General features: G+C 41.9%; 10 protein-coding genes and 3 pseudogenes. 11 read left to right on the forward strand and 2 right to left on the reverse strand.

All coding sequences use genetic code 11. The annotated features are described in order from the left end of the window. Positions 1-13: 13 nt before the first annotated feature. Together BFO_RS15755 and BFO_RS13390 are read left to right on the forward strand one after the other, a co-directional pair. Positions 14-1,144 (forward strand): annotated as a pseudogene (locus tag BFO_RS15755) (IS630 family transposase). Between the two features lie 12 nt (positions 1,145-1,156). Further along, positions 1,157-1,519, forward strand: coding sequence for a hypothetical protein (locus BFO_RS13390; RefSeq protein WP_014226327.1), 363 nt, complete (start codon positions 1,157-1,159; stop codon positions 1,517-1,519). A gap of 61 nt (positions 1,520-1,580) precedes the next feature. On the opposite strand, the gene BFO_RS13395 is transcribed toward BFO_RS13390, so the two are convergent. Then, positions 1,581-1,985, reverse strand: a complete 405-nt coding sequence (locus BFO_RS13395) for a nuclear transport factor 2 family protein (protein WP_014226328.1) — start codon at positions 1,983-1,985, stop codon at positions 1,581-1,583. A 133-nt stretch (positions 1,986-2,118) separates the two neighbouring features. Here BFO_RS13395 and BFO_RS13400 point away from each other — a divergent pair, with 133 nt between their 5' ends. The 7 genes and pseudogenes from BFO_RS13400 to BFO_RS13440 all read left to right on the forward strand — a co-directional run bounded on the left by BFO_RS13400 (position 2,119) and on the right by BFO_RS13440 (position 7,879). Next, positions 2,119-2,433, forward strand: a complete 315-nt coding sequence (locus tag BFO_RS13400; RefSeq protein ID WP_014226329.1) for a winged helix-turn-helix transcriptional regulator — start codon at positions 2,119-2,121, stop codon at positions 2,431-2,433. Between the two features lie 53 nt (positions 2,434-2,486). Beyond that, positions 2,487-3,335 (forward strand): DNA damage-inducible protein D, encoded by an 849-nt coding sequence (gene dinD, locus BFO_RS13405; RefSeq protein ID WP_014226330.1) that lies wholly within the window; start codon positions 2,487-2,489, stop codon positions 3,333-3,335. A 19-nt stretch (positions 3,336-3,354) separates the two neighbouring features. Further along, a pseudogene (locus BFO_RS14285) lies at positions 3,355-3,948 on the forward strand (type 1 glutamine amidotransferase family protein). A gap of 451 nt (positions 3,949-4,399) precedes the next feature. Further along, complete coding sequence (locus BFO_RS13420) at positions 4,400-4,930, forward strand: HXXEE domain-containing protein (protein ID WP_041590967.1); 531 nt, start codon at positions 4,400-4,402, stop codon at positions 4,928-4,930. Between the two features lie 33 nt (positions 4,931-4,963). Next, positions 4,964-5,812: an AraC family transcriptional regulator gene (locus BFO_RS13425; RefSeq protein WP_014226333.1), complete on the forward strand. Its 849-nt coding sequence runs from the start codon at positions 4,964-4,966 to the stop codon at positions 5,810-5,812. Between the two features lie 96 nt (positions 5,813-5,908). Next, entirely contained in the window at positions 5,909-7,261 is a 1,353-nt protein-coding gene (locus tag BFO_RS13430; protein WP_014226334.1) for an MATE family efflux transporter, read from the forward strand. Positions 7,262-7,558: 297 nt separating this feature from the next. After that, a complete protein-coding gene (locus BFO_RS13440; RefSeq protein WP_021583719.1) occupies positions 7,559-7,879 on the forward strand; it encodes an RteC domain-containing protein in 321 nt (106 codons plus the stop codon). Here the strand turns inward: BFO_RS13440 and BFO_RS15760 are convergent. After that, positions 7,875-8,015: pseudogene (locus BFO_RS15760) on the reverse strand (conjugal transfer protein MobA); the annotation flags it as partial. The gene BFO_RS13440 and the pseudogene BFO_RS15760 sit on opposite strands and share 5 nt — an antisense overlap. 671 nt (positions 8,016-8,686) lie before the next feature. Here BFO_RS15760 and BFO_RS13445 point away from each other — a divergent pair. Beyond that, the gene (locus BFO_RS13445) at positions 8,687-9,112 is read left to right on the forward strand and encodes a DUF3408 domain-containing protein (protein ID WP_014226339.1); all 426 of its coding nucleotides are present in this window, start codon (positions 8,687-8,689) and stop codon (positions 9,110-9,112) included. 595 nt (positions 9,113-9,707) lie between these two features. Continuing rightward, on the forward strand, positions 9,708-10,958 hold the full coding sequence (locus BFO_RS13450) for an ATP-binding protein (protein ID WP_014226340.1): 1,251 nt from the start codon (positions 9,708-9,710) through the stop codon (positions 10,956-10,958). Positions 10,959-11,014 lie beyond the last annotated feature (56 nt).

Consider the following 11,014-nt stretch of genomic DNA (forward strand, 5'->3'; position numbering starts at 1 on the left):
GTCTCAAAAAGTCATGATACGATACACTATTAAATTAAGCAAGCAAGAAGTGGAAGAATTGGAAGCGATAGTCAACAAAGGCTCTCACAAGTCCCAAACCTATCGTGCCGCCTATATCCTGCTCAATACCGATGAAGGCGATTATTCCCGGAAGGTGACAAACGAGCGTATATGTGAGGTTTTACGCATAGGCATGCGTACCATCGACCGAGTGAAGAAACGATTTGTTGAAGAGGGCTTTGAAGCCACGTTGGAGCGTCGCCCAACCCAACGCGTATACGAAAGGAAAGTCGATGGCGATGTGGAAGCCAAATTGGTGGCTTTATGTTGCAGCGCTCCCCCTGAAGGGTATGCGAGATGGTCTTTGCGCTTGCTGGCAGACAAGATGGTTGAATTGGAGTATATTGACAAGATTTCCCATGTGACGGTGGGGAAGGTTTTAAAAAAAATGAACTTAAGCCCTGGAAAGTAAAGGGGTGGGTTATTCCAAGAGCCAACGGCGGGGAATTTGTAGCCCATATGGAGAACGTCCTGGACGTATATAAGCGGCCCTATACCCCTTCCAATCCGGTGTCTCTTCATGGATGAGTCATCCAAGCAGTTGATTGAGATGCGTGATTCAATCCCTGTAAAACCCGGGCGAGAGGCGCGGATTGATTACGAATATATCAGGCATGGCGTAGTCAATATATTCATGGCAAACGAGCCGCTGAAAGGGAAAAGGATGGTGGAAGTAACCACTACAAAGACAAAAGTGGATTGGGCTCATTTTATCAGAAAGATATCCGATGAAATGTTTCCACAGGCAGACAGGATAACATTGGTTATGGATAATTTTAAGACACATACTCCGGGAGCGCTATATGAAGCATTTGAACCGGAGGAGGCCAAAAGGATATGGGACAGGTTTGATTTCGTATTTACCCCAAAGCATGGGAGTTGGCTCAATATGGCGGAAATAGAGTTGCACGTTTTAAACAGGCAATGCTTGAACAGGCATATTTCAACCATGGAAGAAATAAAAAAAGAAGTTGCGCTCTGGCAGGAACATCGGAACAACAAAAATTCAACCATTAACTGGCAGTTCACAAACAAAGATGCAAGAATCAAACTAAAGAGACTATACCCGTCAATTAATAGATAACATAACACTACGATGAAAAGAGGAACTATAACCATAGATAAGAAGGGAAAAGTACATATCCCGATGACTGCCGTTTGGATGTCAGCTTGCGAGATAGCCGACCTGCTCGGGGGATTTTCCGGCAAGGTGAACACACAAATCAAAGCGATATTCAAAGAGGGGCTTTTGATGGAGGCGGAAGCAATGAGAACAATCCGCTCTGAACGAGGATTTATTGATTTGTACAGTATTGAAATGATAACGATGTTGTTGTTTCATATTGCCACACCACAGGCAAAGACTTTGCGAAGGTGGATAATCGGCAGGCTTTCGGAGAAGACAAAAGCAAGTCCTCTGATACTTGTCTATTATGGCAAAAACGGATTATGCAATTAAGGAAAAGCAGGTAGTAAGACGCATTTACCTTACTGCCTGCCTTAGTGTTTTTGATAAACGATCAACCTTGTGCCAATGCCGTCCAGAAGCGGTCTTCTTCGTCGATTTGTTCTGAGAACAGCCAAATCTCCTTAATCAGCCCATCCTCAAAGCGAAAGAGATCCACGCCTTTCATCTGCATCGAACGTCCATTTGTCGATACTGCAAATCCAACCGCAGCCACGACCAAATCGCCGTTTTCCGTAATGTAATCCACTTGGTCGACGGCGAATGTGCCATTGCTCAGTTGAGCCATTCTTCCCAAATGGGCGAAAACATTCTGCTTGCCGTTGTAAACGCCCGACAATGTACCCTTTCCCGGCTGATGCCATACCAACTCATCGGAGAGCAATGCCCCCACCGTTTCAAAATCACCCTGTGCCAAGGCGGTGTAAAATTGACGCACTTTTTTGATTTTCTTTTCCATAAATCTGTATTTTTAATTGTTAGAACCACTGCAAAGTTATACCTTTGCACTACAATCTGCAAGTACCTACAATATTGTAGGATACATACCGTATTATTAGATTTATTGATTATCAAGAATAAAAAAGTTTGTCATGGAGAGAAAAATTTCAGACGATAAATGTCCCGTACGAAAGTCTATGCAGATTTTCACCGGAAAGTGGACACTGCTCATCATCTTCCAAATCAACCGCAGAATAATCCGTTACGGAGAACTCAAACGTGCCATTCCCGGCATCAGCGAGAAGATGCTTATCGACGAGTTGAAATTCCTGTGCGGTAAAGGACTGGTTAAAAAGAAACAGTACCCCGAAGTTCCTCCACGAGTAGAATACTCCCTCACGCCATTGGGCGAGAAAGTCTTGCCGATTATAGACGAGATAGCAAAGTTCGGTATGGAGAATCTGTAAGTGTTTAGTAGGCTCAGCATCCCTCATAATAATAAACTAATGATACTTGTAATATGAACGAATTAATAAACCCACGAAAGTCTGTCTTTGAACAGATTAGACATGTTGATGAGAATGGCGTAGAATATTGGTCAGCACGAGAAATGGCAAAAGTACTTGAGTATTCTGAATACAGACATTTCCTACCGGTAATAGAAAAGGCTAAAGAAGCGTGTGCCAATAGTAACAACAATCCCTTAGACCATTTCGAGGATATCCTCGAAATGGTCAGTATCGGATCTGGAGCAAAACGCCCTTTGGAATCTGTAAAACTATCCCGTTATGCCTGTTACTTGATTGTACAGAATGCTGATCCGGGCAAAGAGGTAGTGGCGAATGGACAAACTTATTTTGCCGTTCAGACACGGATTGCAGAGATAAAGCAAATGGACGAGTACAATCGTCTGACAAGCGAAGAAGAAAAACGTCTCTTTTTGCGTAATGAACTGGCTCGCCACAATAGTCAGTTAGCTGATGCTGCCAAGAATGCCGGTGTCGTTGAATCTCGTGATTATGCAATCTTCCAGAATCATGGTTACAAAGGTCTTTACGGTGGATTAGACGCAAAAGCGATTCATGCCCGAAAAGGTTTAAAGAAAAGCCAAAAGATACTTGACCACATGGGAAGTACCGAATTAGCTGCTAATTTGTTCCGTGCCACACAAACCGAAGAAAAACTACGCCGTGAAAACATAAAGGGAAAAACAAAGGCAAATCAGACACACTATGAAGTGGGGAAAAAAGTTCGCCAAACCATTCAAGAACTTGGAGGAACCATGCCAGAAGACTTGCCTGTGGCTGATAGTATAAAAAGTTTGGAAAGCAAGGAGAAAAAGCAGCTAAAGGGGAAAGGCAACAAGTAATAAGAGGAATGAATTTATTATGAAACAGAAAGTTTTATTTATCCTGTTAAATGAATACACAGATTGGGAGGGGGCTTTTCTCTCCACGGCTCTTCATGTGGGCGTGATACCGGGCGGTGAAATCAAGTATGAAGTGCATACCGTTGCCCCGACGTCGGACACAGTCTGTTCCATCGGAGGTTTCAGAACCTTGCCCGATTATTCTTTCGAGAATATGCCGAAAGATTATGCCGCCTTAGTGCTTATCGGTGGCAACCGCTGGGACTCGCCTGAAGCGGAACTTGTCGTACCATTGGTACAAGAGGCTTTGGATAAAAGTAAAATCGTCGGGGCGATATGTAACGGTGCTTCGTTCCTATGTTCACATGGTTTTCTGAACAACATAAAACACACAGGCAACGGTCTTGACTAACTCAAAAAATGGGGCGGTCCCCGTTATACTAACGCAGAAAACTATGTGGGAGCGCAAGCCGTCAGTGATAAGAATATCGTTACGGCAAATGGTGTAGGGCATTTGGAGTTCACTCGTGAGATGCTTCTGTTGCTGAAAGCCAACAGTCCCGAACAGATAGATGCTTGGTACGATTTCTATAAAAATGGTTTCGTGAGATAAAGTTATTTTTCTGAGATACTAAACTTTATGTTCGTAAAGTCAAACATAAGAGCCACGTTTCCGTGCAATTTACAAAGCGTTTGGCAAGTTGTAACATCGCTAACAGACTATTCGTGGAGAAGTGATGTCGAAGAGATAGAGGTCATATCAGACACGCAATTTGTAGAGATGACGAAGAGTGGATATAAGACAACTTTCACGGTAGCAAGACAAGAACCTTGTTGTCGATGGGAGTTTGACATGGAGAATGACAATATGAAAGGACATTGGGTCGGTGTTTTCTGTGGCAATGAAAAGAATGCTACGATTGACTTTACAGAACACATTGAGCCTAAGAACTGGTTTATGATTCCGTTTATGAAGATTTATTTAAAATATCGGCAAGCCAAGTATGTCAGAGATTTAAGAAACGTGTTAAAAAGAGTACAGCCATAGATTTTTGGAAACCATTATGATGAAATTAGAATTAATAATGCTGCTTCTCCCTGTTGTGTTCATGCTTCACGAATACGAAGAGATTATCATGTTCAGGCATTGGCTTGACAGAAATAGGGACGAATTGAAAAGGCGTTTCCCGAGATTCGAGCAGTTTCTTGCACACAGAGGACATTTTGATTATTCCACAGCCACATTTGCCATTGGGACTGCCCACGAGTTCATTCTGATTTCCCTTATTTCTTTCTGTGCCGTGTGGATAGATGCTTCTCAATGGTGGTTCGCTGCATTTGCAGGGTATTCCGTCCATCTTGTGGTACATCTTGCACAATGGGCAATATACCGAAAATATGTACCTGTCATCATTACCACAATCTTGACATTGCCTTATTGTATCTATGCCTTTGCTGAATTTGCAAAGGCTTCCGTTCTATCTCCTTTGCAGATGTTCTTATGGGCAGTTGTTGGGATTATCCTAACGATGCTTAGCTTACTCTCCGCTTTTTTCTTGATGAGTAAGTTTCAACAATGGCAGAATAAAAGATAGAGAGTGTTGTCAATCATGAAATAACAGAAAAACATGCCCCAGTTACCCATCCATAGAAGTTCACAACTCACAGAAATTGGAGTCTATCTGAAGACGATTATATCTCAAACATCGGCATCTTCAGACAGATACGCCTTTTCCCATACCGATGATTATTATTTCTTCGGCTTCATAGAGGATGGGCAATGCCGTCTGAATATTGATTTCGAGGAATACGTTTTCGGGAAAGGAAGTCTGGCTATCATCCGTCCGGGACAAGTGCATCGTATCATTGACGCTTCCAATCTTTCTGCAAAATTTCTGGTTATCGACTCGGTATTGGTGGATAAGGAGGAAAAACGAACGCTTGAGAGATATGGTTGCCCCCAAATACAACTATCCGACATATTGGAACAGAAACTATTATTATCACTTCTTAACCGCAAACTGAGTGGCATGGAAAATCCATCTGCCAAAGCGGTCGTTCAGCGACTGACCACCGTCATTGTGGGATTGGTCGTGGAGAACGTTGCAAATGCGATAAAGGTTCAATCCGAATTGCAGGGAACTGTGGGTCGACACAAGGAGATTGTATGGGAATTTCGGGATTTGCTGGAAAACAATATTCGAATTAACCGTTCGCCATCATCCTATGCCGGACGGCTGAACATTACCGTTGCCTACCTGAATGAGGCAGTAAATTCTGTTCTGGGGACAAGTGTGAGCCACCATATCCAAAACGAGATTATTTTGCAGGCTAAACGTCAATTGGTCTATACTACAGATTCCGTCAAAGAGATTGCACATAGTTTGGGCTTTAACGATCACTCCTACTTCACACGACTGTTTACCAAGGTTGTGGGCATTTCTCCCTCGCTTTTCAGAAGAACTTACCACGAATAGTGCTATTATCACCGTTGTCCGTCTATTGTGGCAGCCTGTATTCAACCATACCTTTGCAGCGAACTTTATTCACTTAAAAAGATACGGATTAGAAAGATGAACAACGCTGTGAATATATTGCAAGAAGGAAGTATGATGAAAGCCCTGACAAAGTTGGGGATACCTATTGTCATTGCAATGCTGATTATGGCAATATACAATGTGGTAGATACGTTTTGGGTTGCACGTTTGGGAACTCTTCCTGTCGCCGCCGTATCAGTTGTTTTCCCTCTGTCGCTGTTGTTTCTCGGGATAGGACTGATGTTCGGTGTCGGAGGCGGAGTGTATATATCCCGTTTGTTGGGGGCGAAGCAGATTGTCAAGGCTGGTCAGGTTGCTTCCGTCTCGGTGATTACTTCTGTGATATTGGCTGCTCTCATTGCCCTTGTGTGCAATGCGTTCCTGCCGGACATCCTTCTGTTTATGGGAGCAAACACCGGAATGATGCACTTGGCAGAAGCATACGGAAGACTTTTCGTCATCAGTTGTGTCATAGGGGCGTTGAATGTGTCTATGTCCAATATCATTGTTTCACAGGGTGCATCGAAGACATCTGCGTCGGCAATGATTATCGGCTCTGTCGTCAATGTTACATTAGACCCCTTATTTATCTATACTTTCGGCTGGGGAGTGGAAGGTGCGGCATGGGCAACCATTCTTTCAAGAATCATCACGACAGCCATTTACATCCGTTTCCTTACGAAAGCAGAGGTAAAAGTATCGTTTGCCCTGTTCGTTCCCACGATAAGGATGTATGCGGGTATCATTAAGATAGGCATCTCGATGCTCTTTCTGCAATCGCTCCAAACTCTCTCCATCAGTCTGTTGCAGAGAGCCGCCGTGAAATATGGTGCAGAGGCTGTCGCGGCTGTGGGTATCGTCCTGAAAATCGTCACATTGGGAACAAACGTGGTCTTCGGGTTTGTCAAAGGACTGCAACCGATGGCAGGCTATAACTACGGAGCGGGCAATTTCCAACGATTAAAGGAAGCGGTGCACTGTTCCCTGATACTCACAACCTCGTTTTGTGTGCTTTGGAGCATACTCATAATGGCATTTACCTCTCCTGTTATCAGCTGTTTCGGCAAAGACGAAACAATGCAAGAAATAGTAAGAATTGCGCTTAGAGCCAATACCATCATGTTCTTCACATTCGGTTTTCAATTTGTGTATTCCACACTATATATGGCAATCGGAAGGGCGAGGCAGAGCCTTCTGCTCAATATCGGACGGCAAGGACTCTTTTTTATCCCCACCATATTGCTGCTTCCATCGTATTGGGGATTGAACGGAGTACTCTATGCCCAGCCTGTCGCCGATGTCTTTGCAACCTTGATGACGCTGCTCTTTGCCGTCCGAATTCACAGGGAGATAGGTCATCAATCACATCTCACAACAGAGAATTTATAATGTTGAACTTAAAAGATATGATTATGCTAAGACTTACTCAAACAGAAAACTTTAAGATAATGCTCTCTTTTTGTTCTACAAAAGAACAGATACAAAAGGCGTCAGACAACTTTATATTGAAGGTTGTTGCTCTATGTGATACAGAAGAAGATACTGTCTCGTTGTTTCGTATCCTCCGCTATACTCGTTTTCGTTTACAAACCTTGCAAGAGAAGTACTTGATGGACGGAGAGGGGAAAAAATGTATTGGAGCTACTCTCTGTCATTGACACAGAGCTGGAATTGCTGAAGGTGCGAATGCAGGGGCTTCTTCCTGCTTTGCCCGTCAAACCAGCCAAGAAACTCCGTTGGACAGGAAAGGCGACAGACTTGGTGGAACTGCTCTATGCCCTTGACACCTGTGATTGTATCAATAATGGAGAGATTGGCGTAGAAGAACTGGCAGACGCTCTTTCTGAAATCTTCGGTGTGGAAATCAAGAACTGCTACAACGTCTATATGAATATAAAACGACGCAAGGATGACAGCCGCACCTATTTCCTTGATGAACTCCGTGAGAAACTCAACAAACGTATGGTAGAGAGCGACCTGAAAGGTGGCAAGTTCAAGAAACGATAACTGCATTCAGACTTGGCACACCGCTTTCCTCTTTCATCGTGAGGAAATGAGCGTATTCCGTTGGCGTAAAATTGACCGAAACACGCTTTTCTGTCTTCTCCCTGGAGCGTGCGCTCCGAATTTTCTTCATTTTCATTTCTTACTTTGGATTTTAGTGTTTTACAACGTCACCGGCATTTGAGGCATTGCGTTCTCTCTTTCAAGAAAAAACGACTTCGGAGTTTTTTCAGCTCTCTGCAAGAGCAAGGGTTTTATGCTGCAAAAACGGAGTTGTGCTGCATAAAACATACCTTGCTATTTGCTCCGACGCAAATAAATCCGTCCGTGAAAGACGGAAAACGATTCTCTCAAAAAAAGAACGCTTTATGCCTCGAAGGCTTCAGTTTACCGCTTGGAGGCAAAGTTACTAAGCGTTGTGCCTAAACCACTTACCTTTCACAGGGTCACAAATACGCAAATCGAAGCCACAAGTACGCAGTTAGCAAAAAGCTACTGACAACAGTACCATAAAGCCATATTTTTGCATTGTCGAATGTGTCTGCGAGGGTATATATCTTCGATAATATCCACTCTCGATGAACGAGATCCTCGAACGTATAAATGTACAAAAGTGGATGCAATCGAACGATTGTCCTGATAAACGAAAATGAGAACCTCTGCCGGAATACATAGGCAGGAGGTCGTGCCTATGCGGAAGTAACCCCATAGCTGTACCAATATCCGATAAAAGGCAGATTCTTTCAAAGAAGTGAATATGCCTATATTGAAGTGACCAATAGAATGTATCACGATTAAAACCAAAAGAGTATGACAAAGAAGAAAATTGGCACTGTTGATCCCGTTGCCATCCGAGAACTTATTTCACAGGGTATTCCTATGGAAAGAAAAGAGAGGGAGATGAAAAGCTCTCAGGAAGAAAAACAAGAAAAATCGGAGTTCCCAGATGATGCACCAATAGCAAGGGATTTCGTGAAAAGCCAAAAGCGAGAAAAGCGTATGGTCGCGAAAGGAGACTATGAATCCCTTTTCATCTGTCGAAACACCCTGAAAAATCGCAAGACTATCTATATTGCCAAAGAGCTGCAGGACACGTTGGCGGAGATAGTCATGTCGATGAGAAACAGAGATATGACCATTGGTATCTATGTGGAGAACATCATCCTCCATCATCTTGAAACTTACAAGGATGAAATTAATAGATTAGCGGAGATGAAGTTCAAGAAGTTATTGTAAATCCCTATCTTCAGATGTTTTAAATGGAACTGTTTTTCTCCTTGTCGTATTGCCCTACAACACCGAAGGGTTAGCTTACTGAGATGCGGCAAACATCCCACGAGCAGAATGTTACCGAAGATAGAGTCGGGAGACAGGAATTTGTCTCTTTCTGCCGATACAAGGCAAAGTCCTGCGAGGACTAGTCGAACGACGAAATGTGGAGTGTGCCCTGTTTTATGTAAATACACCTCTTGCGACATTTTTATGCTCCGCAAGGGGCATGTTCTTGCCTCATTCTTTACTTCTGTGCGCTCTTCCAATACCAATATATAGAGTTATGACTATTTCGATCTTCTATATCCCCTTGTTCTTTAGTGGTAAAGATTGTACTCCTGTAAAATTAAAGGTATAACACGATCTTCCTAAAAGTAAGAATAAAGTAGGAAATATCAGGTATATGAGGATTTTGTAGAATAATCTAGATCTTCCTCTTATTCTAAATTTCTGTGCTTTTACACATGTTTTTCGAGAAATCTTTCTTGGAATGATAGAAAAACACTACTTTTGTAGTCGAGAATTACGAGACGGTTACACATAAAATTCGATTACAGGGATGATAAAGCGTGATAACTACTTGGCCGAATTGGTTTCATTGCAAGGCAATGGTATGATTAAAATAATAACAGGAATGCGTAGATGTGGAAAATCGTATCTCCTGTTTGAGATTTTTGTATCGTATCTTGAACAACAAGGAATTACATCAGATCATATCATAAAAGTGGATCTTGAAGATTTCAAGAATAGAGATTTAAGAAATCCAGACAATTTGTATTCTTATATTGAAAATTGCATTAGAGATAAAGAGAAGTATTATGTGCTACTGGATGAAGTTCAGATGCTTGATCATTTCGAGGACGTTCTCAATGGTTTTCTCAAGATGCAGAATGTTGATGTATATGTTACTGGTAGCAATGCAAAATTTCTTTCGAAGGATATTATAACAGAGTTTCGAGGACGTGGATATGAAGTAAAAATGTTCCCATTATGTTTCCATGAATATATGTCTGCATATAAAGGCTCTATTCAAGCCGGGCTAAATGAATATCTGCTATATGGGGGATTGCCACAGATTCTGTCATGTACTACAGAGGAACAAAAAGTCAAGTTTTTGAAATCTCTATTTGAGGAAACTTATGTCAAAGACATTAAGGATCGGTATGATATACGAAAAAATGATGATTTAGAAGAACTTATCAACATTATGGCGTCTGGTATCGGAGCTTTGACAAATCCCAATAAACTTGCAAATACATTTCGCAGTGAGAAAAAATCATCTATATCCTATGACACAATAAAGGATTACATCGACTATTTATATGATTCTTTTCTTGTTGAAAAGGCAACTCGATATGATATAAAGGGCAAACGCTATATAAACTCTCCATTCAAATATTACTTCATGGACTTAGGGTTGCGTAATGCTCGTATCAATTTCAGGCAATATGAAAAGAGTCATTTGATGGAAAACCTTATCTATAATGAAATGCGTATTCGTGGATTTAATGTAGACGTTGGGGCTGTTCCTATTGTAAATGTCAAAGATGATGGAAAAAGACAACGTTCCACTTTGGAGGTTGATTTTGTCTGCAATCTTGGAAGCCGAAGGTACTACATTCAATCCGCATACAGAATGGGAACAGAAGAAAAAGTGAAACAAGAGCGAGCATCTTTATTAAAAGTGGATGATTCATTCAAAAAGATAATCGTTATAGGTGAAGAATGCCCCGTTACAAGAGATGAACAGGGAATAACCACAATTAGTATTTATGATTTTCTTCTTAATAAAAATTCTCTAGAGCTATAAATTACAGAAATCCTTATGCTTATAAATAAATATACATTTTCTGGCCACGAAACTTT

Source organism: Tannerella forsythia 92A2 (genome assembly GCF_000238215.1).
In the GTDB taxonomy this organism is placed as follows: domain Bacteria; phylum Bacteroidota; class Bacteroidia; order Bacteroidales; family Tannerellaceae; genus Tannerella; species Tannerella forsythia.

Excerpts from the sequence above, each read along its gene's own strand:
- BFO_RS13390 (WP_014226327.1), top strand. The coding sequence starts at position 1,157 with ATGAAAAGAGGAACTATAACCATAGATAAGAAGGGAAAAGTACATATC.
- BFO_RS13395 (WP_014226328.1), bottom strand. The coding sequence starts at position 1,985 with ATGGAAAAGAAAATCAAAAAAGTGCGTCAATTTTACACCGCCTTGGCA.
- BFO_RS13400 (WP_014226329.1), top strand. The coding sequence starts at position 2,119 with ATGGAGAGAAAAATTTCAGACGATAAATGTCCCGTACGAAAGTCTATG.
- dinD (WP_014226330.1), top strand. The coding sequence starts at position 2,487 with ATGAACGAATTAATAAACCCACGAAAGTCTGTCTTTGAACAGATTAGA.
- BFO_RS13420 (WP_041590967.1), top strand. The coding sequence starts at position 4,400 with ATGATGAAATTAGAATTAATAATGCTGCTTCTCCCTGTTGTGTTCATG.
- BFO_RS13425 (WP_014226333.1), top strand. The coding sequence starts at position 4,964 with ATGCCCCAGTTACCCATCCATAGAAGTTCACAACTCACAGAAATTGGA.
- BFO_RS13430 (WP_014226334.1), top strand. The coding sequence starts at position 5,909 with ATGAACAACGCTGTGAATATATTGCAAGAAGGAAGTATGATGAAAGCC.
- BFO_RS13440 (WP_021583719.1), top strand. The coding sequence starts at position 7,559 with ATGCAGGGGCTTCTTCCTGCTTTGCCCGTCAAACCAGCCAAGAAACTC.
- BFO_RS13445 (WP_014226339.1), top strand. The coding sequence starts at position 8,687 with ATGACAAAGAAGAAAATTGGCACTGTTGATCCCGTTGCCATCCGAGAA.
- BFO_RS13450 (WP_014226340.1), top strand. The coding sequence starts at position 9,708 with ATGATAAAGCGTGATAACTACTTGGCCGAATTGGTTTCATTGCAAGGC.